Source organism: Zobellella denitrificans, from assembly GCF_002237365.1.
GTDB lineage: Bacteria > Pseudomonadota > Gammaproteobacteria > Enterobacterales > Aeromonadaceae > Oceanimonas > Oceanimonas denitrificans.
Map to the genome: position 1 here is coordinate 1 of NZ_NMUO01000045.1, position 21,625 is coordinate 21,625.

Genomic DNA, 21,625 nt, shown 5'->3' on the forward strand with positions numbered 1-21,625 from the left:
TTTTTTTTCCCGAAGAAAACGCGCGACAGGTGGTGCGGGGGTTTAGGGGGGGGGGGGAGTTGGTTAGAGGAGGCGGGGGCAGGTGCAGTTGCGCCGGGGCGAACTCCCGCCAGTGGCGCACCGTGTCGGTGAGGCTACGATAGCGGTTGCCCAGGTAGTAACGCTGGGCGTACTGGCCGATCAGCAGGGTGAGTTCGATGCGGGGCAGGGCGGCCTGTATCCGCCGGTGCCAGGTGGGGGCGCATTCGGGCCGGGGCGGCAGGTCGCCGCTCTTGCCCCGACCCGGGTAGCAGAATCCCATGGGCATGATGGCGAACAGCTCCGGATCGTAGAACTGCTCCCGACTCACCTCCAGCCACCGGCGCAGGGTGTCGCCGGAGGGATCGTTCCAGGGGATGCCGGTTTCATGCACCCGGGTGCCCGGTGCCTGGCCGATGACGAGTATTCTGGCGCCGGGGCCCAGCTGCACCACGGGCCTGGGCCCCAGGGGAAGATGGGCTTCGCACAGCCGGCAGGCCCGGATCTCGTTCAGCAGCCGGGTGAAGCCGGGACTCATCTCAGTATCCCAGATCGAAGTTGACCACCCCTTCCATCGGCTTGCCCTCGATATATTTCAGGTAGTTGCGACTGAAGCGGGTGACTATCTGATCCGGGAAGCTGTAGCCGGCGTTATGGGGAGTGATCACCACGTTGGGCAGGTCCCACAGCGGGCTGTCCGCCGGCAGCGGCTCGGTGGCGAACACGTCCAGCACGGCGGCGCCGATGTGGCCGCTGCGCAGGGCCTGCAACAGGGCGGTTTCATCCACCGCATCGCCCCGTCCCACGTTAAAGAAGATGGCGCCCGGCCTGATCTGCTTGAGCCGCCCGGCGTCGAACAGGCCGCGGGTTTCCGGGGTGGAGGGCAGCACGCTCACCACCACATCCGCCTTGGGCAGCACCTTGTTCAGGGCCTGCACCTGGTAGGTGCGGTCGAAGCCCGGTGCCTCCCGGCCGGCGCGGCTTACCCCCAGCACTTCCATGCCGAAATGGCGGGCGGTGGCGGCGATATGCTGGCCGATGCTGCCGGTGCCCAGGATCAGCATGGTCTTGCCGTTCAGGCTTTGGTAGGGGGCGGGCTGCCAGTTGTGCTGACGCTGCTGTTCCCGGTAGTGGCGCAGGTGGCGGGTGATGGACAGCAAGTGGCCGAAGACGTACTCGCTGATCAGGGGGCCGAAGATGCCGCGGATATTGGTCAGCAGGTAGTCCTGGCGGGTGCCGGGACTGAGCAGCACGTCGACGCCGGCATAGGTGGACTGAACCCATTTCAGCGCCCGGGCCTCCTTGAGCCGGGGCCGGATGCGCGCCGGCTCGCCCAGCAGGATATCGGCCCGGGCCAGGGCGGCCTGGATGTCCGCTTCTTCCCGCGGGGCCAGTATGGTCAGTCCGGGCAGGTAGGCTCCTTTCAGCAGGGCGTTGTATTCGGCGTTATCCTGACTGAGCAGCAACAGGGTATGATTGGCCATACCTTCTCTCCTCAATGTGCTTTTTGTACCAGCTTTTTATGAGACAATGGCACAAGCAAAAACTTATACCAGTGTTTCCCGCATAAAGTGTGAGCCCCGGCCGCAAACGGTCAGATTGGCAGCAGTGCGGCGAGCCCAACCACAAGGAACTGCCCGTGTTCGGTGACAAATTTTATAAGAAACTCAACAAGCTGATGCCCTGGCAACAGACGGTGTTCGCCCTGGCCCTGGCCGAGCGGATGTACCCCAACTACCGTCTGTTCAGCGAGACTTCCGGCTTCGGCAGCGGTGAGCGTTTTCGCCATACCCTGGATGTGCTCTGGACCTACCTCACCGTCAAGGGCTCCCGGGTGGACCTGTCCGCCGAACTGGAAGCCTTCGAGGTGTTTATCCCGGATCCGGCCAGGTTCGAATCCTATGGCGCCTACCCGGCGCTGGACGCCTGCGTGGCCCTGGGGGCGGCCTACCACTCGGTGATCTGCCGTATCGGCGAAGAAGCGATGGAAGCCAGCAACGCCTCCCTGGGAACGGTGGCCGGCTTCGCCGAGCTGCTGGCGGAGCGGGAACTCGGCGACGAGGAGCTGTATGAACAGGAACTGATGGAAGCGGAAATGGAGTTTCAGGTGGAGCTGCTTGAACGGGTGGCCCAACCCCGGGAGGCCGAGGCCATCCTGGCCGTCCGCGACTTCGCCGCCCAGGGCGGGGTATCCAATATCGGCATCAGCCTGCAGGATTAGTACTTTTCTTCCTGGATCAGGCTGCCCACCTGCAGCAGGGGCGCCACGTCCAGATCGTTGGCGTTCATCATCGAGGAGATGCGCTGCACCGACGACAGCAGCAGGTTCTGCTCCCAGGCCTCCAGCGCCTGGAACTGCTGGATAAAGCTTTCCTGCAGCGGGCGGGGCGCGGTCTTGAGCTTGGCCCTGCCCTCGTCGGTGAGCACGGCGTGCACCTTGCGTTTGTCGGTCTGGCTGCGCTCCCGGCGCACCAGCTGCTTCTGCTCCAGCCGGTCGATGATGGTGGTGGCGGTGGCCTGGCTCATGTTGGTGGCCTGGGCCAGCTTGCGCATGGTGATGTCGCCGTGCTCGTTGATCGCCTGCATCAGCAGCAACTGGGGGCCGGTCAGGCCGGAGGCCTTGCTGAGCTGCCGGGAGTGGAGATCGATGGCGCGGATGATCTGGCGCAGCGCCACTAGCACTTCTTCGTGTTTTTCCAAGGTCTTCCTGCCGATGGGGCTTGCTGGATGTGCGCGCACCATAACGCAAATCGGCAGGGGGGAAAAGTCCCGTTGAACTCGAAGGACATTTTCGCGGGCGGCGGCTGGGACTGGCCGGCAATTGTATGTACAATTGCAACCAGCGCAGGAGGCAAAGTGACCCAATCAACCCCCCTTTACCAGCAGATCAAACAGCATATCCTGGCCCGTATCCAGTCCGGGGAGTACCCGCTGCACCAGCAGATCCCCCCCGAGCAGGAACTGGCCGGCCACTTCGGCGTCAGCCGGATGACGGCCCACAAGGCAATCCGCGACCTGGTGCAGGAGGGCTACCTGATGCGCCGGGCCGGGCTCGGCACCTTCGTCACCGAGCCCAAGGCCGAATCGCCCCTGGCGGACATCAACAATATCGCCGACGAGGTGCGTAGCCGCGGCCATGAGTACGGCAACCGGGTGCTGCTGCTGGAAAGCATCCGCGCCGACGAGGAAGTGGCCCTGCAGATGGGCATGCGGCTCAACGCCCGGGTGTTCCATTCGGTGATGGTGCACCTGGAAAACCAGGTGCCTATCCAGGTGGAGGAGCGCTTCGTCAACCCGGCGCTGGCGCCCGATTATCTGAGCTGCGACTTCAGCCGCATGACCCCCAATGCCTACCTGGTACAGCACTGCCCGCTGTCGGATCTGGAGCATATCGTCGAGGCGCGGCTGGCGCCGGCCCAGGTGTGCGACTGGCTGCAGATAGGGTCCGAAGAGCCCTGCCTGCTGGTGACCCGACGCACCTGGTCGCTGCACCAACTGGTGAGCTTTGCCCGGCTCTGGCACCCGGGCAACCGCTACAAGCTGCGTTCCACCCTCAAGCTGGACTGAGCGCCAGCGCGGCGCTCAGGGTGGCGGGCTCGGACCGACGCTCATAGTGCCCCTCACGCCTCACCCCTCACGCTTCTCAGCGCCACTGGGTCAATTGCAGATCCAGGCTGTTCTTGCCGTCGGTGACCTGGATGTCCAGCTCCTGCAGGGTGGCGAAGAGATCGATGCTGCGGCTGCAGAGTGCGGCCAGCCGGGCCGGCTGGGGATCGGCCAGGTGGTAGATTTCGAGCCGCGGCAACTGCCCCAGCTCTATCTGATGCTTGCTCCACCATTCCAGGGCGGAGCGCCCGCCATAGCTGTACACCACCACCCGCTCGGCCCGGGACAGGGCCTGCTTGATGCGCTTGACGCTGGGCTCGCCCAGCTCCACCCACAGCAGGATGCGGCCGTCCGGCGCCTTCTGCCACAGCTCGGGCTCGTCGTCGGTGCTGAGTCCCTTGGTAAAGCTCAGATCCTCGTCGGCGTGGCGCATAAAGGCCAGCAGCCGCACCATCAGCCGGGTTTCGGTTTCCGACGGATGGCGGGCCACGGTCAGGCTGTGTTCCTGGTAGTAGTGGCGGTGCAGATCGCTGATATTCAGCCGCACCTTGTGCAGGGTGGCGGTCAGGGCCATGAAAAGATCTCGTTAACAAAAACGTCATCTTAACGGCAAGCCGGGGCGGTATCCAGCCCGACGCGCACCGGCGTCGGGCCGGCCCTGGCTCAGGGCGCGATCAGCATGGCGACCGGGATGGCCAGCAGCAGGCTGAGGAAGGCGCGGACAAACCACACCAGCACCAGGGTGCCCACCTTGAGCGGAATGCGGGTCGCCAGTATGCAGGGAATCGAGGCCGAGAAGAACAGCACCGACGACACGCACACCACGCCGGCGGCGAAGCGGGCCACGAAGTCGGCCTCGGCCATCAGCAGCGCCGGCAGAAACATTTCCGCCAGCCCCGAAGCGGTGGCCTTGGCGAGCAGCATGCCGTCATCCAGGCCCCACAGCCAGGTCACCGGGTAGAACAGGTAGCCCAGCCAGTCGAACACCGGGGTGTATTTGGCCGCCAGCAGGCCGATCAGCCCCACCGACATGATGGACGGCAGTATGCTGATGGTCATCACCAGGCCGTCCTTGAAGTTGTCGATCACGTTGCGGCCGAGGGAGGGCGCCTGCTCGGCCACTTCCAGCCCGTTCTGCCAGGCGGTGGCCAGGCGGTTGCCGGGCTCGCCTTCCGGCTCCCGGTGTTCGGCGCTGTTGTCCATGCGGGAGAGGGGCGGCAGCCGCACCGTGATGGCGGTGACGATAAAGGTGATCAGCAGGGTCAGCCAGAAGTACTGGTTCCAGATCTCCATCAGCCCCAGGGTCTTGGCCACGATGATCATAAAGGTGGCGGAAACGGTGGAGAAGCCGGTGGCGATGATGGCCGCTTCCCGCGCCGAGTAGTGACCCGCGCTGTACACCCGGTTGGTGATCAGCAGGCCGATGGAATAGCTGCCGACGAAGGAGGCCACCGCATCGATGGCCGAGCGGCCCGGGGTACGCCAGATGGGCTGCATCAGCTTCTGCACCAGGATGCCGATGGCCTCGAGCAGGCCGTAACCCACCAGGAAGGCCAGGAACACCGAGCCGATGGGCACGATCAGCCCCACCGAAATCACCAGCTTGTTGAACAGGAAGGGCAGCATGTCCGGCGCCTGCAGCGCCGCCGGGCCCAGGCCGGTGAGCGCCATCAGGCCCGCCACCACCCCCAGCCATTTCAGCACCAGGAAGACGCCGTCGGTCGGGCTCTGTTTCCAGCGGCCGGTGACCAGCGGATAAACCGCCCCCGCCACTATCATCGCCATGGCGTACCAGCCGGCGCCGCTTTCGCCCAGGGCGGCGCGCAGCCAGCCCACCATATGATCCAGCGGTATGCTGGTCTTGCCCTGCAGGGTGATGGGAATAAAGAAAATAAAGATGCCGATGGCGCTCAGGCCCAGCAGCCGGCCGATGGCCTTGCCCTGGGGCCGGGATTGTTCCGTAACCTGGTGCATGAGGAGACCTCCTTGTGAGTGACGATTAATGTATATACAAAAATACGCCTAATGTTAATCTGTTGTCTATTTTTTATGTGATCATGATCGATAAATCCGGGTTTTTTATCGGGTGACACTTGCCAAAGGGCGGGAGAAGGTTTAAATGTATATACAAATAGCGATTCAAGGAGCCAGCCATGCCATCGTCATCCCACCGCCTCTGGGTCAATGCCACCCTGTTCGACGGCCTCGACGCCGCCGCCGAGCCCATGGCGGTGGCGGTTAAGGATGGCCGTATCGCCTGGCTGAAGCCCATGAGCGCGCTGAGCGGGGCCGACCGTGCCGGGTTCGAGCTTATCGATGCCGAAGGCCGGCTGCTGACCCCGGGGCTGGTGGACTGCCATACCCACCTGGTGTACGGCGGCAACCGGGCCGGGGAGTTCGAGGCCCGGCTCGAAGGCAAGAGCTATGAAGAAATCGCCCGCGCCGGCGGCGGCATCCTCAGCACGGTGCGGGCCACCCGCGCCGCCTCGGAGGACGAGCTGTATGCCGCCGCCCGCCCGCGCCTCGAGGCGCTGATGGCGGACGGGGTGACCACGGTCGAGATCAAGTCCGGCTACGGCCTGGATGTGGACAACGAACTCAAGATGCTGCGGGTGGCGCGCCGCCTGGGGCGGAAGCTCAAGGTGCGGGTGGTCACCACCCTGCTGGGCGCCCACGCCCTGCCTCCGGAATACAAAGATGACGCCGACGGCTATATCGAGCTGGTGTGCCAGCGGATGATCCCGGCCGCCGCCGCCGAAGGGCTGGCGGACGCGGTGGACGTGTTTTGCGAGAACATCGCCTTCTCGGTTGCCCAGTGCGAGCGGGTCTATGCCGCCGCCAAGGCCCATGGCCTGGCCATCAAGGGCCATACCGAGCAGTTGTCCAACCTGGGCGGCAGCGCCGCCGCCGCCCGCGCCGGGGCGCTGTCGGTGGATCATGTGGAATACCTGGACGAGGCGGGGGTAAAAGCCCTGGCCGAGGCCGGCACCGTCGCCACCCTGTTGCCCGGCGCCTTCTACATATTGCGCGAAACAAAAGTGCCGCCCATCGCGCTGCTGCGTCGCCACGGGGTGCCCATGGCCCTGGCCACCGACGCCAACCCCGGCACCTCGCCCATCTTCAGCCTGAGGCTGATGCTGAACATGGCCTGCACCCTGTTCCGCCTGACCCCGGTGGAGGCCCTGCGCGGCGTTACCGCCCAGGGCGCCCGGGCCCTGGGCTTGTCGCACGAGTGCGGCCGCATCGTCCCGGGGATGGCGGCGGATCTGTGCCTGTGGGAGACCGACAATTACGCCGAGCTGGCCTACAGCCTGGGCCTGCCCCGGCTCGTTCAACGCATCGTAGCGGGAGAGCCTGCATGAAGACTGATATGACCCCCTGGACCGGCCGGGTCGATCCCGAGCCCGACACCTATCGCTGGCACCAGCAGGTGCAGCCGCTGGAGCAGGCCCGGGAACCGGGCGCCGTGCTGATCGGCTTTGGCTGTGACGAAGGGGTTCGCCGCAACCAGGGCCGCGTCGGCGCCGCCAAGGGCCCGGCGGCCATGCGCAGGATGCTGGGCAGCCTGGCCTGGCACCAGGGTACGGCCGTGTTCGACGCCGGCGACGTGGTCTGCCAGGGCGAGGATCTGGAAGGGGCCCACCAGGCCCTGTCCGCCCGGGTGAGCGAGGCGCTGGATCTGGGCCATTTCCCCATCGTGATGGGTGGCGGCCACGAGGTGGCCTTCGGCTCCTGGTCTGGCCTGGCCGCGCATCTGGCGCCACGCGAGCAGCGCCCGCGCATCGGCATCATCAACTTCGACGCCCACTTCGATCTGCGCGACCCCAGCTTCGTGGTGTCGTCCGGCACCCCCTTTGCCCAGATCGCCGAGGCGAGCGCGCAGCGGGGCTGGCCCTTCCAGTATGCCTGCCTGGGAGTGAGCCGGGCCGCCAACACCCAGAACCTGTTCCGGCGCGCCGAGGAGCTCGGGGTGCTGGCATGGGAAGACAGGACCATGACGGCGGCGACCCTGCCCCGGCTACAGCAGGAGGTGGCGGACTTTATCGGTCGTTGCGACCACCTCTACCTGACCATCGACATCGATGTGTTCCCCGCCGCCCAGGCGCCCGGCGTGAGTGCGCCGGCGGCCCGGGGGGTGGGACTGGATTTGATTGAACCCGTAATTGAACAGATCAAGGCCAGTGGCAAGCTCCGGCTCGCCGATTTGGCCGAGCTCAACCCCGAGTATGACGTGGATGGCCACACGGCCAGGCTGGCGGCTCGGTTGATTCATACTTTGACACTGTAAAGAGGGAAACCCACATGTCACAACAAAACGATCGTCACGCTCCTGGCCGTGTTATCAAGGCGCCCACCGGCGTCAATAAAGTCTGCAAAAGCTGGCTGACCGAAGCCGCCTACCGCATGCTGCACAACAACCTGCACCCGGACGTGGCCGAGCGGCCCGAGGATCTGGTGGTGTACGGCGGCATCGGCCGCGCCGCCCGCAACTGGCCCTGCTTCGACCGCATCAAAGACGTGCTCAAGCGGCTGGAAGACGACGAGACCCTGCTGATCCAGTCCGGCAAGCCGGTGGGTGTGTTCAAGACCCACGCCGACGCGCCGCGGGTGCTGCTGGCCAACTCCAACCTGGTGCCGGCCTGGGCCAACTGGGAGCACTTCAACGAGCTGGATAAAAAAGGCCTGATGATGTACGGCCAGATGACCGCCGGCTCCTGGATCTACATCGGTTCCCAGGGCATCGTCCAGGGCACCTACGAGACCTTCGTCGAGGCCGGTCGCCAGCACTATGACGGCAACCTCAAGGGCCGCTGGATCCTCACCGCTGGCCTGGGCGGCATGGGCGGTGCCCAACCCCTGGCGGCGACCCTGGCCGGCGCCTGCTCGCTCAACATCGAGTGCCAGCAGTCCAGCATCGACTTCCGCCTGCGCACCCGCTACCTGGACGAGCAGGCCGAGAGCCTGGATGACGCCCTGGCCCGTATCGAGCGTTACACCGCCGAGGGCAAGGCGATTTCCATCGGCCTGTGCGCCAATGCCGCCGACGTGCTGCCCGAACTGGTCAGGCGCGGTGTCAAGCCCGACATGGTCACCGACCAGACCAGCGCCCACGACCCGCTGCACGGCTACCTGCCCCAGGGCTGGAGCTGGGAAGAGTACGTGGTGCGTGGCAAGACCCAGCCCGAGGCCACCGTCAAGGCGGCCAAGCAGTCCATGGCGGTGCACGTGCAGGCCATGCTCGACTTCCAGCAGATGGGGGTGCCCACCTTCGACTACGGCAACAACATCCGCCAGATGGCGCTGGAAGAGGGCGTCAATAATGCCTTCGACTTCCCCGGCTTCGTCCCGGCCTATATCCGTCCGCTGTTCTGCCAGGGCATAGGTCCCTTCCGCTGGGTGGCCCTGTCCGGCGATCCGGAGGACATCTACAAGACCGACGCCAAGGTGAAGGAGCTGATCCCCGACAACCCGCACCTGCACAACTGGCTGGACATGGCGCGCGAGCGCATCAGCTTCCAGGGCCTGCCCGCCCGTATCTGCTGGGTCGGCCTGAAAGACCGTGCCCGCCTGGGCCTGGCCTTCAACGAGATGGTCAAGAACGGCGAGCTCAAGGCGCCCATCGTGATCGGCCGTGACCACCTGGATTCCGGCTCCGTCGCCAGCCCCAACCGGGAAACCGAGGCGATGATGGACGGCTCCGATGCCGTCAGTGACTGGCCGCTGCTGAACGCCCTGCTCAACACCGCCGGTGGCGCCACCTGGGTGTCCCTGCACCACGGCGGCGGGGTCGGCATGGGTTTCAGCCAGCACTCGGGCGTGGTGATCGTGGCCGACGGTACCGACGCCGCCGCCGCGCGCCTGGGCCGGGTGCTGCGTAACGACCCGGGCACCGGCGTGATGCGCCACGCCGACGCGGGGTATGATATCGCCATCAACTGCGCCCGTGACAACGGCCTGGACCTGCCCATGGTGAACAAGGACTAATTTATGAGCACTCTGACTATCCATCCCGGAAAAATGACCCTGGCGCAGATGCGCCAGGCCTATGAACAGCCCGTGAAGCTGGCGCTGGATCCTGCGGTGCACGGCACCATCCAGGCCTCGGTCGACTGCGTCAACCGCATGGTGGCGGAAGACCGCACCGTGTACGGTATCAACACCGGGTTCGGCCTGCTGGCCAATACCCGCATCAAGCCGGAAGATCTGGAAACCCTGCAGCGCTCCCTGGTGCTGTCCCACGCCACCGGCCTGGGTGCGCTGGTCAGCGACGAGCTGGTACGGCTGATCATGGTGCTCAAGATCAACAGCCTGGCCCGCGGCTATTCCGGCATCCGCCTGCAGGTGCTGGAGGCGCTGATGGCGCTGGTCAACCACGGCGTTTACCCCTGCATCCCCGGCAAGGGCTCGGTGGGCGCCTCCGGCGACCTGGCGCCCCTGGCGCACATGAGCTGCGTGCTGCTGGGCGAGGGCCAGGCCCGCTACCAGGGCGAGATCATCAGCGCCGGCCAGGCGCTGGAAATCGCCGGCCTGAAGCCCATGGGCCTGGCGCCCAAGGAAGGCCTGGCGCTGCTGAACGGCACCCAGGTGTCCACCGCCTTCGCCCTGCGCGGCCTGTTCGAGGCGGAAGACCTGTTCGCCAGCGCCGTGGTGGTGGGGGGCCTGACGGTGGAAGCCACCCTGAGCTCCCGTCGCCCCTTTGATGCCCGCATCCACGAGGTGCGCGGCCAGGCCGGCCAGATCGATGCCGCCGCCGCCTACCGCCACCTGTTGGGCGAGCAGAGCGACATCAGCAAGACCCATGTCAACTGTGCCAAGGTGCAGGATCCCTACTCCCTGCGCTGCCAGCCCCAGGTGATGGGCGCCTGCCTGACCCAACTGCGCCAGGCCGCCGAGGTGCTGCTGATCGAGGGCAATGCGGTCTCCGACAACCCCCTGGTGTTCGCCGAGGACAACGACGTCATCTCTGGCGGCAACTTCCACGCCGAGCCGGTGGCCATGGCGGCGGACAACATCGCCCTGGCGATTGCCGAAATCGGCTCCCTGAGTGAGCGGCGGGTGTCGCTGATGATGGATACCCACATGTCCGGCCTGCCGCCCTTCCTGGTGGAAAACGGCGGCGTCAACTCCGGCTTTATGATAGCCCAGGTCACCGCCGCGGCCCTGGCGTCCGACAACAAGGCGCTGGCCCACCCCCATTCGGTGGACTCGCTGCCCACCTCCGCCAACCAGGAAGACCACGTCTCCATGGCCCCCAACGGTGGTCGCCGGCTGTGGGACATGGTGGAAAACAGCCGGGGGGTGCTGGCCATCGAATGGCTGGCGGCCTGTCAGGGCCTGGATTTCCGTGGTGGCCTCAAGACCACGGCCCCGCTGGAGCTGGCCCGCCAGACCCTGCGGGAGAAGGTGAGCTATTACGACAAGGACCGCTTTTTCGCCCCCGACATCGAGCAGGCCGACGCCCTGCTCAAGGCGGGCAGCCTGAGCCGCCTGGTTCCGAAGGACCTGCTGCCCAGTCACTGAGCACGACTCCGCTTGCGGGGAATTTGACAGGGCTGCCTCGGCAGCCCTGTTTTTTTATCCAGCACCTTCGTGCTAGACTCGCGCCCCTTGTCAGCCGGGGAGGACGGTCGATGGCGGATTTCAGAACCCATATCCAGGTGGCCACCGTGGCCGGCGGCCTGCTGGCCGGCGCCCTGGTGTGGGCCCAGCAACTGACCCTGGCCGAGGGGGTACTGCTGTGGCTGGCCGGCACCCTGGGCGGCATACTGCCGGACATCGACGCCGACAGTTCCCGCTCCATCCGCATCGTCTTTCGGCTGTTCGGCGTACTGGCGGCCCTGCTGGCCCTGCTTTACGGCCGGGAGCGGCTGGCGCTCACCGATACCCTGGTGCTGGGCGCCGCCGCCTACGGCCTGGTCCGCTATCCCCTGTGCTGGGCCTTCGCCCGCTTCACGGTGCACCGGGGCAGTCTGCATTCGCTGCTGGCCAACGGGGTCTTCGCCCTGGCCACTGTGGTGATCGGCCACCGGCTGTTCGGCCTGCCCCCCGAGCTTGCCTGGGAGACCGGTGTTTTCGTCTTTGTCGGCGCCTTTATCCACCTGCTGCTGGATGAGCTGTACAGCATCGATCTGGAGGGGCGGCGCATCAAAAAATCCTTCGGTACTGCCCTGAAGCTTATCGAGTGGCGCGCACCCCTGGCCAACCTGCTGTTGCTTTGCCTGCTGGCGGGCGGCTGGTGGCTGGCGCCCGGGTCATCCGGCCTGCTGGCGCGGCTATTGCCGCTTTCCCAGTTCTGGTAAGATAGGCGCCGCTGGCAAGCCCTGCCGTCTCCCAAATATAAACACAATAACCACCGGGGCCGACTTCCAGTACAGGTTCAACATTCCACACAGGACACACCGATGAGTCTTGCAGACAAGGTATTGGCCGTTAACAACGACCTCCCCATCCGTACCCGCCAGCCGGTGCACAGCGGCAAGGTGCGCTCCGTCTACTGGCTGACCGAAGAGGACAGCCGCCGCCTGATCGAGGAAAAGGGCTATGACGTGGCGCCCGACGCGCCCCTGGCCATCATGGTGATCAGCGATCGCATCTCCGCCTTCGACTGCATCTGGCACGGGGAGGGCGGCCTGAACGGGGTGCCCGGCAAGGGAGCGGCGCTCAATGCCATCTCCAACCACTGGTTCCGGCTTTTCAAGGAGCGGGGCCTGGCCGACAGCCATATCCTCGACATCCCCCATCCCTTCGTGTGGATAGTGCAGAAGGCCACCCCGGTGAAGATAGAAGCCATCTGCCGCCAGTACATCACCGGCTCCATGTGGCGCAGCTATGCCAAGGGCGAGCGGGACTTCTGCGGCATCCGCCTGCCCGACGGCCTGCAAAAGGATCAGAAGCTGCCCGAGCTGCTGATGACGCCCTCCACCAAGGGCATCCTCAGGGGCATTCCCGGGGTGCCGGAGGCGGACGACGTCAACATCACCCGTCGGAATATCGAAGACAACTTCGCTGCCTTCAACTTCAGGAGCAAGGACGATATCGGCCGGTACGAGCGGCTGCTGAAGGAAGGCTTCGAGGTGATCAGCGATGAGCTGGCCAAGCTCGACCAGATCTTCGTGGATACCAAGTTCGAGTTCGGTTATGTCACCGACGCGGCGGGCAACGAGAAGCTGATCTACATGGACGAGGTGGGTACCCCCGACTCGTCGCGCATCTGGGACGGCCCCGCCTGGCGGGAAGGACGCATCGTGGAGAACTCCAAGGAGGACTTCCGCCAGGTGCTGCTCAACCATTTCCCGGACCCGGATATCCTGCTCAACAAGGACCGCATGCCCGAGCGCGAGGCCCTGGCCCGGGACAACGCCCTGCCGGCCGAGGTGCTGATGGATGTGTCCCGCACCTATGTGGGCATCGCCGAGAAGATCACCGGCCAGAAGCTGCAACTGTCCGACCATCCCAAGGCGGATATCATCGCCATACTGCGCGACCAGTACGATCTGATCGACTGAGCTCCAGCCTGAACGAAAAAAACCCGGGACATCCCGGGTTTTTTGTGGCTGGCGGTAACCGCCGGCTCAGCGGGTGCCGAACACCACTATGGTCTTGCCGTGGGCGGAGATCAGGTTCTGCTCTTCCAGCATCTTCAGGATGCGGCCCACGGTTTCCCGGGAGCAGCCCACGATCTGGCCGATCTCCTGGCGGGTGATCTTGATCTGCATGCCGTCCGGGTGGGTCATGGCGTCCGGCTGGCGGGCCAGGTTCAGCAGGGTTTCGGCGATGCGGCCGGTCACGTCGAGGAAGGCCAGGTCGCCCACCTTCTGGCTGGTACTCTGCAGCCGCTTGGCCATCTGGCCCGAGAGCCGCACCAGAATTTCCGGGTTCACCTGGATCAACTGGCGGAATTTCTTGTAGGAGATTTCGGCCACTTCGCAGGGGGTCTTGGCCCTTACCCAGGCTGTGCGCACCGGGTTCTCGGTTTCCTCGAACAGACCCAGCTCGCCCATGAAGTCGCCCTGGTTGAGGTAGGACAGGATCATTTCCTTGCCGTCCTCGTCCTTGATCAGCACCGCCACCGAGCCTTTGACGATGTAGTAGAGGGTTTCGGCCTTCTCTCCCGCATGGATCAGTGAGCTTTTGGCCGGATATTTATGAATATGGCAATGTGACAGAAACCATTCCAGGGTAGGGTCACTTTGGGACTTGCCGATAGCCATGAATTTTCCTCTTGATTGACTCGGGCTGAAAGCCTGGCGAGCAGGCTGCCTTGCCTTACTTCGTAGATAGTCCGCTAGCATAAAAGGCTTGTGACCCTCCATCAAGAGCCTTGGGGCTTTTATCCGGCTCGTCGGCACCCGGCCGATAGGATAAGATGCGGTTTTTTTGTGGGGGAGCAGTTATGAAAGCCAATGTGCGCTGGTTGGAAGGCATGTGTTTCGAAGGTTTGTCCGAGTCCGGGCACCGGATAGTGCTGGACGGCACCAATCCGGGCCAGGGCCCCAGCCCGATGGAAGCGGTGCTGCTGGGCGCCGGTGGCTGCAGCGCCATCGACGTGGTGTCCATCCTGGAGAAGGGGCGCCAGCAGGTGACCGGTTGCGAGGTGGAGCTGGACGCGGACAGGGCCGAAAATCCGCCCCGGGTCTTTACCCGTATCCGGCTGCATTTCGTGGTGACCGGCCAGGCGCTGCCCGAGAAGCAGGTGGCCCGGGCGGTGGAGCTGTCCATGAAGAAGTACTGCTCGGTGATGAAGATGCTGGAAAAGGCGGTGGAAGTTTCCTCTTCCTTCGAGATCCGGGCCGCCTGACTGTGGTTGCGGGCCTGTAACGGGCCCGTTGCGCCGATTCGTGCCGTCCCCTGATCCACATCAATAAACAGAATACCTATAAAGTAGTAAGTTGGCGGCGAGCAATGGAGTCATATAACGCTGTTTAACTAGGTAAACCGCTGTATTGCAGGAGAGGGAAGCAGGATGAGAACAACCATAATCACAGCAGCAGTAGGGCTGGCCCTGACCAGCCAGGTAGCCTGGGGCGCTGCGCCTCGTAACGAGCCGGTGCAACCGATTCCGGCGGTGGCGGTAACGGAGCCGGCCAAGGTCGAGCTGGGCAAAAAACTGTTCTTCGATCCCCGGCTGTCCAAGTCCGGCTTTATTTCCTGCAATTCCTGCCACAACCTGTCGATGGGCGGTACCGACAACCTCAAGACCTCTATCGGCCACAACTGGCAGCAGGGGCCGATCAACTCGCCAACGGTGCTCAATTCCAGCCTGAACCTGGCCCAGTTCTGGGACGGGCGCGCCGCGGATCTGAAAGAGCAGGCCGGCGGTCCCATCGCCAACCCGGGCGAAATGGCCTTTACCCATGAGCTGGCGATAGGGGTGCTGCAGTCCATCCCCGGCTATGTGGCCGAGTTCGAGGCGGTATTCGGCAAGAGCGAGCTGGACATCGACATGGTGACTGAGGCCATTGCCGCCTTCGAGGAGACCCTGGTCACGCCCCATTCGCCCTTCGACCGGTGGCTGCAGGGCGACGATGGCGCCCTTAACGGCCAGGCCCTGGCCGGTTACCAGTTGTTCAAGCAGAGCGGCTGCGTGGCCTGCCACAACGGCCCCAACCTGGGGGGAACCTCGTTCCAGAAAATGGGCGTGGTGGAACCCTACCAGTCTACCGCCGATGCCATCGGCCGGGCGGCGGTGACCGGCAAGGATGCGGATCGCTTCGCCTTCAAGGTGCCGACGCTGCGCAACGTGGAGCTGACTTACCCCTACTTCCACGATGGCGAGGCCGCCACCCTGGAAGAGGCGGTGGACATCATGGGCCGGTTGCAACTGGGGCGGGTCTATTCCGATGAGGAAATCGGCCAGCTGGTGGCCTTCCTGAAATCGCTCACCGGCGAGCAGCCGCGTTTCGAGCTGCCGATACTGCCGCCCTCGTCCAACGACACCCCGGCGCCGGCACCCTTCGGTTAAGGGCGGCCGCATAAGTCGACCAAAGGGCCAACTCCGCCGACACGCCGTAAATCCATCCATGGAGGCTCCGCCGCGCCCTCCCTGGCGCGGAGGGTCGGCGGAGCCGTTCCCTTTGTCCGCCTGTTTGGGCATGGGTGTTGCCTGCTTAGGTAAGCCTGAAGGTTTGTCAGCAGTCTGAGGCCCGGCATCGCCGGGCCTGTTTGCATTTAGCGGATCTTGCCGGTTTCCAGCAGTTGTTCGATCAGCGGCCGCAGAATAAGCTCCATGGCGAAGCCCATCTTGCCGCCGGGCACCACTATGGTGTTGCGCCGGGACATGAAGGAGCCGTCGATCATCGCCAGCAGGTAGGGGAAGTCGACATTCTTGATGCCGCGAAAGCGGATCACCATCATGCTCTCGTCCAGGGTGGGGATGATCTTGGCGCTGAAGGGGTTGGAGGTGTCCACCGTCGGCACCCGCTGGAAGTTGATATGGGTACGGGAAAACTGGGGGGTGATGAAGTTGATGTAGTCTTCCATCGAACGGACGATGGAGTCGGTCACCGCTTCCCGGGAGTGGCCGCGTTCGGCGGTGTCGCGGATCAGCTTCTGGATCCACTCCAGGTTGACGATGGGCACCATGCCCACCAGCAGGTCCACATGCTGGGCCACGTTCTGCTCTTCGGTCACCACGCCGCCGTGCAGGCCTTCGTAGAACAGCAGGTTGGTGTCTTCCGGCAATTGCTGCCAGGGGGTGAAGGTGCCCGGCATCTGGTTGAAGGGCACGGCCTCGTCGAAGGTGTGCAGGTAGCGGCGGAACTGGCCGGTGCCGGTGTCGCCGTATTCCTTGAAGAATTGCTCCAGCAGCTCGAAATCGTTGGCCTCCGGGCCGAAATAACTGATGTGCCGGCCCTGCTCCCGGGCGCGGCGGATGGCCACGTCCATCTCCGGCCGGGTATAGCGGTGAAAGCTGTCCCCTTCCAGTATGGCGGCCTTGACCCCGAGCTGGGCGAACATGGACTGGAACACCTCGGTGGAGGTGGAAGTGCCGGCACCCGAGGAGCCGGTAACCGCAATAATGGGGTGCTTGGCGGACATAAAAAAACCTGAAATTGAATGAACTGTGAATGTTTATACGCAGGGGCCCGGCCCCAGGTCAAGGCTTGTGATGGAACTGGGCCGCCGGCACTATGTTGACGCTGTCGTGCAGTTCGCTGTAGACGATGACCGCTTCTCTACGCTCAAGCTGCTGTTTTACCTGGGCAACTTTTTCATCGAGCGAGATGTCCCGGTCGCCGTATTCGGTGCCTTCCTGCAGCACGAAATGTTCGATGAGGTTGGTGAGGGTGTCTTCGCCCAGCTCGGTAAAGGGAATAATCATGCTTGCTCCTGATAGGGTGGCCAGTGTCCGTCCAGCCAGTCGGGCACCCGCTGCTCCAGCCAGTAACGGGGACGCCAGGGCGGGCCCTGCATAAAACCGACATGGCCGCCGGTGCGGCTCAGTTCATAGGTGACCGCCGGTGGCAGGTGGCTGGCGTCGGGGATCACCGCCTCCGTCATAAAGGGATCGTCGGCGGCATGGATGAGCAGGGTGGGGGTGCTGATTGACGCCAGCCGGTCCAGCCCGGAGCAGCGGCGGTAATAATCCTCGGCATCGGTAAAGCCGTGCACCGGGGCGGTCACCCTGTCGTCGAACTCGCGCAGGCTGCGGATGGCCGCCAGGTTGCCCTGCCACTGGTGGCGGGGATGGCGATTGAGTCGTTCACGCCAGTTGTGCTTCAGCCGCCCCAGCAGGTAACGCTGGTAGAAGCGGGAAAAGCCGCCGTTGATGCGATCGGCGCAGGCCGACAACTGCAGGGGCGCGGAGATCACCACGGCGGTGCAGAGCGGGTTGCGCGGCTGGGCTGCCAGGTAGTTGACCAGCATGTTGCCGCCGAGGGAGTAACCGATGGCCGCCATGGGACGCTCGGGGTAACGCCGGCGCAGCAGCTCGAGCACATAGCGGGGATCCTCGATGGCCCCCGAGTGATAGGCCTGCAGGTGGCGGTTGGGTTCGCCGCTGCAGCCGCGAAAGTGCATCAAGACCGCCTGCCAGCCCCGCTGCTGCAGGGCGGCCATCATGCCCCTGGCGTAGTGGGAGTCGGCGTTGCCTTCCAGGCCGTGGAACAGCACCACCAGCGGGCGGCTCTCGTCCTGCCGGGGCAGCGCCCAGGCCAGGTCCACGAAATCCCCGTCCGGCAGCTCCAGCCGCTCGCGCCGGGTGCGGATCCGGGCGCGATGCAGGTATTTGGCCAGTATGGTCTGCACATGGGGGTTGGCGGCCCACCAGGGAGAGGTGAATCGGCTGGGGTGGATCATGATTTCCTGCTATTGCTCCGGGTTGGCCGGCTAATCCGGGACTGCGTCCATCGCTGCCGGGCCACAGACAGATAAAATACTGGGCGCTGCGCACAAAATCGAGTAAAACAATATCCTTCTTGTTTGTATACCGTCTCGACACCATGGATCTCGCCCTGCTCGGCCCCGTCGCCGGTTTTGCCCTGGCCACCTGCGGCACCCCCGGCCCCAACAACATGCTGCTGACCAGCTCCGGTACCCGCTTCGGTTACCGGCCTACCCTGAAGCTGCTGCTGGGCATCATGCTCGGCCTGCAGAGCCTGATGCTGCTTACCGCCCTGGGGCTGGGCCAGCTGTTCATGCTGTGGCCGCTGCTGCAATGGGCGCTGAAGATCGCCGGCAGTGGCTACCTGCTGTGGCTGGCGCTGCGCATAGGCAGCGCACCGCCCCCCGGCGACAACGACGCCGGGCAGGGCATGCGCTGGCATCAGGGCGCCCTGTTCCAGTTTCTCAACCCCAAGTCCTGGCTGATGGCCATTTCGGCGATCAGCGGCTTCACCCTGGCCGGGGAGCAGTACTGGCCGTCGGCGGTGCTGGTGCTGGCGGTATTCCTGTTTTTCGGGGTGCTGACCGGCCATGTCTGGGCCCTGTTCGGCATCCATGTGCGGCGCTGGCTGCATACGGCCCGGGACTGGCGGCGTTTTAACCTGGTGATGGGGCTGCTCACCGCCGCCAGCGTGCTGATGATCTGGCGCTGATCCGGTTTTTGCGCTTAATCGTTCGAGTTTGACGGCAAAGGGTGTAGAATCTGGGCGTTTTTTGTCCCCTAGACCAAGGTTGTCATGGTTTCAGACACAGATATGTTCAAAGACATCCGCCCCTACCAGGATGATGAGGTAGCGGCGGCCATCCAGCGGTTGATCCGCGACGACGAGTTTATCGGCGCCATTGCCAAGTACCGTTTTTCCGGCCTGTCCCGCTGGGGCGGAGCCGCCATCAGATCCCTGATCCGCCTCTATCTGGGCTGGCGCTGGCGCAAGGTGAACAGCATCCGCCAGGTGCAGCTGGAAGTGGCGACCTACATGGAAAAGATGATAGCGCGCACCACCTCCGGCGTGACCTACTCCGGCCTGGAGAACATCAAGCCAGGGGTGGGCTACCTGTTCATCTCCAACCACAGGGACATCGCCCTGGATCCGGCCTTCGTCAACTGGGGCCTGCACAGCCACGGCCTGGACACGGTGCGCATCGCCATCGGCGACAACCTGTTGCGCAAGCCCTGCGCCACCGAGCTGATGAAGCTGAACAAGAGCTTTATCGTCAAGCGCTCGGCCAAGGGGCCACGGGAGATGATGAAGGCGTTTGGCGAACTGTCCGCCTACCTGCGCCACTCCATCGATGAGGGGCATTCCATCTGGATCGCCCAGAAGGAAGGGCGGGCCAAGGACGGCGACGACAAGACGGATCCGGCCATCCTCAAGATGTTCTATATGGAAGGCAAGAAACGCCAGATCCCCTTTGCGGACTATATCCGCAGCCTGAACCTGGTGCCGGTGTCCATTTCCTACGAGTATGATCCCGGCGACCTGGCCAAGGCCCGGGAGCTGCACGCCAAGGCCACCCATGGCGCCTACGAGAAGAGCGAGTTCGAGGATATCCAGAGCATAGTGCAGGGCATCGTCGGCCAGAAGGGGCGGGTGCACGTGACCTTCGGCCAGCCGGTGCACGGCGACTTCGACAACGCCGACGAACTGGCGGCGGCCATCGACAAGGAAATCCACGGCAACTACCACCTCTTTCCCAGCAACCTGCTGGCGGCGGGCCAGACCGCCCAGGTGGATCCGGCGGCGGCCGAGGTGTTCGAACGCCATATGGCCCAGATCCCCGGCGAACTGCGCGAGCGGGTACTGTCCATGTACGCCCGGCCGGTGCTCAACAAGGAAGTCTGAAGGAGAGCGGCGTGCGGCGACTGACGGCTAGCCGGCTGAGCGGCCTGCGGGTGTTCGCGGTGGCCGCCCGCCACCAGAGCTATTCGGCGGCGGCGGCGGAGCTGTGCGTCACCCAGGCCGCGGTCAGCCAGCAGATCCGCAACCTGGAGCAGTCCCTCGGCTGCCGGTTGTTCCGCCGCCGGGGGGCCAGCATGCGGCTCACCGAACAGGGCGAGGCCTTGCTGCCCTTTGTCGAGCAGGGCCTCGCCCTGTTGCAGCAGGGCCTGGAGCAACTGGCGCCGTCCACCGCCGGGCCCCTGGCCATCAGCGTGCTGCCGTCCCTGGCGGCGCGCTGGCTGATGCCCAGGCTATGGCGCTTCGCTGAAGCCCACCCCGATATCGAGATCCGCCTGCAGCCGAGCCAGCAGCTGGCCGACTTTTCCGGCGGCCAGGTCGATCTGGCCATCCGCTATGGTCGGGGCCAGTACCCGGATCTCGCCTGCGAGCTGCTGATGGCGGACACCGCCTTTCCGGTGTGCAGCCCGGCCCTGGCCGGACGGCTCGGTTCCCTGGAGGAGCTGGCGGGCGTGCCCCTGGTGACGGCGCCGGAATATGCCGGGGTGAGCTGGGCCAACTGGCTGGCGCTGGCCGGCCGGCCCGAACTGCTCGCCCGCTGCCGGCAAATGACGGTGGACGACGGCAGCCTGGCGCTGGAAATGGTGCTGGCGGGGCAGGGGGTGACCTTGAGCCGTTCGGTGCTGGTGGCGGATCTGCTGCGCGACGGCCGGCTGTGCCGCCCCTTCGCCCCTGAGCTCAAGCCCCTGCACCAGTACTACCTGGTGTGGCGACCCGACTCGCCCCGCCTGACGGAAATCCGCCTGTTCTGCGACTGGCTGCACCGGGAAGCGGGAAGCTTGAAGCCAGAAGCTTGAGGCCTCCAGCCTCCCGCTTCTAGCTTTCAGTCGCTTCCAGCTTCCAGCTCCCCTGTCCGTCCTGGCCCAGGGCCTGTGCCAGGCGGGGCAGCAGCCCGGCCAGTTGCTCGTCCAGCTTCCAGGGCGGGTTGAGCACCACCATGCCGGAGCCGTGCATGCCGAAGTCCTCGGCCTGGGGGCCGATGCTGAGCTCGGCGCACAGCATCCGCTCGAAGCCGCAGCGGGCCAGGGCCTGCTTGAGGCCGGCACTGCGATCCACGGCTTTCGCCAGCAGCGGGTACCAGATGGCGTAGATGCCGATGGGCCAGCGCTGGTGGGCCTTTTTCAGGGTGTCGGCCACCCGCCGGTAGTCTTCCTTCAGCTCGTAGGGCGGGTCGATCAGCACCAGGCCGCGCTTGGGCGTGGGCGGCAGCAGGCCGACCAGGCCCTCGAAGCCGTCCCGGTGGTGGATGGCCACCCCTTCGCCGCCCAGGTTGTGGCGCAGGTTGTCCACCTCGTTGTTGTGCAGCTCCATCAGCACCAGCCGGTCCTGGGGACGCTGGAAGTGCGCCGCCACCAGGGGCGAACCCGGGTAGTGGTCGAGCCGGTCGTCCTGGTTCATGGCCCGGATGGCGGCGAAGTAACCGGCCAGCTCAGGCCATTGCTCCCGCTGCTGCCACAGGGGGGCGATGCCGCCCAGGTATTCCGCCTTTTTCTGGGTCCATTCGTGGCCGAGCGTGTAGCCGCCGGCGCCGGCGTGGGTGTCGATATAGCAAAAGCCCTTGTCCTTGGCGCACAGGGCCTCGAGGATCAGGGACTGAACGGCGTGTTTGAGCACGTCGGCATGGTTGCCGGCGTGAAAGGCATGGCGATAGCTCAGCATGA

The 21,625-nt window shown here is 64.8% G+C and carries 23 protein-coding genes; 13 read left to right on the forward strand and 10 right to left on the reverse strand.

Going from position 1 to position 21,625, the window contains the following annotated elements; all coding sequences use genetic code 11:
- Together CGX12_RS10870 and CGX12_RS10875 are read right to left on the reverse strand one after the other, a co-directional pair.
- Nucleotides 1-556 (reverse strand): uracil-DNA glycosylase family protein (locus CGX12_RS10870; protein WP_142995610.1); only part of this gene is annotated, 556 nt, incomplete at its 3' end.
- Between the two features lies 1 nt (nt 557).
- Nucleotides 558-1,502: a D-2-hydroxyacid dehydrogenase gene (locus CGX12_RS10875; RefSeq protein ID WP_094039905.1), complete on the reverse strand. Its 945-nt coding sequence runs from the start codon at nt 1,500-1,502 to the stop codon at nt 558-560.
- Between the two features lie 155 nt (nt 1,503-1,657).
- Here CGX12_RS10875 and CGX12_RS10880 point away from each other — a divergent pair, with 155 nt between their 5' ends.
- Complete coding sequence (locus CGX12_RS10880; RefSeq protein WP_094039906.1) at nt 1,658-2,239, forward strand: YjaG family protein; 582 nt, start codon at nt 1,658-1,660, stop codon at nt 2,237-2,239.
- Here CGX12_RS10880 and CGX12_RS10885 read toward each other — a convergent pair.
- Nucleotides 2,236-2,718: a MarR family winged helix-turn-helix transcriptional regulator gene (locus tag CGX12_RS10885; protein WP_094039907.1), complete on the reverse strand. Its 483-nt coding sequence runs from the start codon at nt 2,716-2,718 to the stop codon at nt 2,236-2,238. The genes CGX12_RS10880 and CGX12_RS10885 overlap by 4 nt on opposite strands.
- Nucleotides 2,719-2,874: 156 nt before the next feature.
- Here CGX12_RS10885 and hutC point away from each other — a divergent pair, with 156 nt between their 5' ends.
- Entirely contained in the window at nt 2,875-3,585 is a 711-nt protein-coding gene (hutC, locus tag CGX12_RS10890; RefSeq protein WP_094039908.1) for a histidine utilization transcriptional repressor HutC, read from the forward strand.
- A gap of 76 nt (nt 3,586-3,661) precedes the next feature.
- On the opposite strand, the gene CGX12_RS10895 is transcribed toward hutC, so the two are convergent.
- Both CGX12_RS10895 and CGX12_RS10900 read right to left on the reverse strand, forming a co-directional pair.
- Nucleotides 3,662-4,198: a YaeQ family protein gene (locus CGX12_RS10895; protein ID WP_094039909.1), complete on the reverse strand. Its 537-nt coding sequence runs from the start codon at nt 4,196-4,198 to the stop codon at nt 3,662-3,664.
- An 89-nt stretch (nt 4,199-4,287) separates the two neighbouring features.
- Nucleotides 4,288-5,598, reverse strand: a complete 1,311-nt coding sequence (locus tag CGX12_RS10900) for a YjiH family protein (RefSeq protein WP_094039910.1) — start codon at nt 5,596-5,598, stop codon at nt 4,288-4,290.
- Nucleotides 5,599-5,777: 179 nt separating this feature from the next.
- Here CGX12_RS10900 and hutI point away from each other — a divergent pair, with 179 nt between their 5' ends.
- The 6 genes from hutI to CGX12_RS10930 all read left to right on the forward strand — a co-directional run bounded on the left by hutI (nt 5,778) and on the right by CGX12_RS10930 (nt 13,130).
- Nucleotides 5,778-6,986 (forward strand): imidazolonepropionase, encoded by a 1,209-nt coding sequence (hutI, locus tag CGX12_RS10905; protein WP_094039911.1) that lies wholly within the window; start codon nt 5,778-5,780, stop codon nt 6,984-6,986.
- Nucleotides 6,983-7,912: a formimidoylglutamase gene (gene hutG / locus CGX12_RS10910; protein ID WP_094039912.1), complete on the forward strand. Its 930-nt coding sequence runs from the start codon at nt 6,983-6,985 to the stop codon at nt 7,910-7,912. The genes hutI and hutG overlap by 4 nt, the downstream gene beginning before the upstream one ends.
- Nucleotides 7,913-7,926: 14 nt before the next feature.
- Nucleotides 7,927-9,609, forward strand: a complete 1,683-nt coding sequence (hutU, locus tag CGX12_RS10915) for a urocanate hydratase (RefSeq protein ID WP_094039913.1) — start codon at nt 7,927-7,929, stop codon at nt 9,607-9,609.
- 3 nt (nt 9,610-9,612) lie between these two features.
- Nucleotides 9,613-11,145: a histidine ammonia-lyase gene (gene hutH, locus CGX12_RS10920; protein ID WP_094039914.1), complete on the forward strand. Its 1,533-nt coding sequence runs from the start codon at nt 9,613-9,615 to the stop codon at nt 11,143-11,145.
- A 110-nt stretch (nt 11,146-11,255) separates the two neighbouring features.
- Nucleotides 11,256-11,924 (forward strand): metal-dependent hydrolase, encoded by a 669-nt coding sequence (locus CGX12_RS10925; protein WP_094039915.1) that lies wholly within the window; start codon nt 11,256-11,258, stop codon nt 11,922-11,924.
- A 102-nt stretch (nt 11,925-12,026) separates the two neighbouring features.
- Entirely contained in the window at nt 12,027-13,130 is a 1,104-nt protein-coding gene (locus CGX12_RS10930) for a phosphoribosylaminoimidazolesuccinocarboxamide synthase (RefSeq protein ID WP_094039916.1), read from the forward strand.
- Between the two features lie 66 nt (nt 13,131-13,196).
- Here CGX12_RS10930 and crp read toward each other — a convergent pair whose 3' ends face one another.
- Nucleotides 13,197-13,835 (reverse strand): cAMP-activated global transcriptional regulator CRP, encoded by a 639-nt coding sequence (gene crp, locus CGX12_RS10935; protein WP_094039917.1) that lies wholly within the window; start codon nt 13,833-13,835, stop codon nt 13,197-13,199.
- Nucleotides 13,836-14,017: 182 nt separating this feature from the next.
- Between crp and CGX12_RS10940 the strand changes: the two genes are divergently transcribed.
- A complete protein-coding gene (locus CGX12_RS10940; protein WP_094039918.1) occupies nt 14,018-14,422 on the forward strand; it encodes an OsmC family protein in 405 nt (134 codons plus the stop codon).
- A gap of 165 nt (nt 14,423-14,587) precedes the next feature.
- A complete protein-coding gene (locus CGX12_RS10945) occupies nt 14,588-15,586 on the forward strand; it encodes a cytochrome-c peroxidase (protein ID WP_094039919.1) in 999 nt (332 codons plus the stop codon).
- 206 nt (nt 15,587-15,792) lie between these two features.
- Here CGX12_RS10945 and CGX12_RS10950 read toward each other — a convergent pair whose 3' ends face one another.
- The 3 genes from CGX12_RS10950 to CGX12_RS10960 are packed head-to-tail and all read right to left on the reverse strand — an operon-like array spanning nt 15,793 to nt 17,922.
- Nucleotides 15,793-16,662, reverse strand: a complete 870-nt coding sequence (locus CGX12_RS10950; protein ID WP_094039920.1) for a phosphoribulokinase — start codon at nt 16,660-16,662, stop codon at nt 15,793-15,795.
- Between the two features lie 58 nt (nt 16,663-16,720).
- Nucleotides 16,721-16,945, reverse strand: a complete 225-nt coding sequence (locus tag CGX12_RS10955) for a YheU family protein (RefSeq protein WP_094039921.1) — start codon at nt 16,943-16,945, stop codon at nt 16,721-16,723.
- Nucleotides 16,942-17,922 (reverse strand): hydrolase, encoded by a 981-nt coding sequence (locus CGX12_RS10960; RefSeq protein ID WP_094039922.1) that lies wholly within the window; start codon nt 17,920-17,922, stop codon nt 16,942-16,944. Before CGX12_RS10960 ends, CGX12_RS10955 begins: the two co-directional genes overlap by 4 nt.
- A gap of 143 nt (nt 17,923-18,065) precedes the next feature.
- On the opposite strand from CGX12_RS10960, the gene CGX12_RS10965 reads away from it, so the two are divergent.
- The 3 genes from CGX12_RS10965 (at nt 18,066) to CGX12_RS10975 (ending at nt 20,761) form a co-directional block, all read left to right on the forward strand.
- Nucleotides 18,066-18,659: a LysE family translocator gene (locus CGX12_RS10965; RefSeq protein WP_094039923.1), complete on the forward strand. Its 594-nt coding sequence runs from the start codon at nt 18,066-18,068 to the stop codon at nt 18,657-18,659.
- A 102-nt stretch (nt 18,660-18,761) separates the two neighbouring features.
- On the forward strand, nt 18,762-19,850 hold the full coding sequence (locus CGX12_RS10970; protein ID WP_254918269.1) for a 1-acyl-sn-glycerol-3-phosphate acyltransferase: 1,089 nt from the start codon (nt 18,762-18,764) through the stop codon (nt 19,848-19,850).
- Nucleotides 19,851-19,861: 11 nt separating this feature from the next.
- Entirely contained in the window at nt 19,862-20,761 is a 900-nt protein-coding gene (locus CGX12_RS10975; RefSeq protein ID WP_254918270.1) for a LysR substrate-binding domain-containing protein, read from the forward strand.
- A 19-nt stretch (nt 20,762-20,780) separates the two neighbouring features.
- On the opposite strand, the gene CGX12_RS10980 is transcribed toward CGX12_RS10975, so the two are convergent.
- A complete protein-coding gene (locus CGX12_RS10980; protein WP_094039926.1) occupies nt 20,781-21,623 on the reverse strand; it encodes a 23S rRNA (adenine(2030)-N(6))-methyltransferase RlmJ in 843 nt (280 codons plus the stop codon).
- Nucleotides 21,624-21,625: the final 2 nt, after the last annotated feature.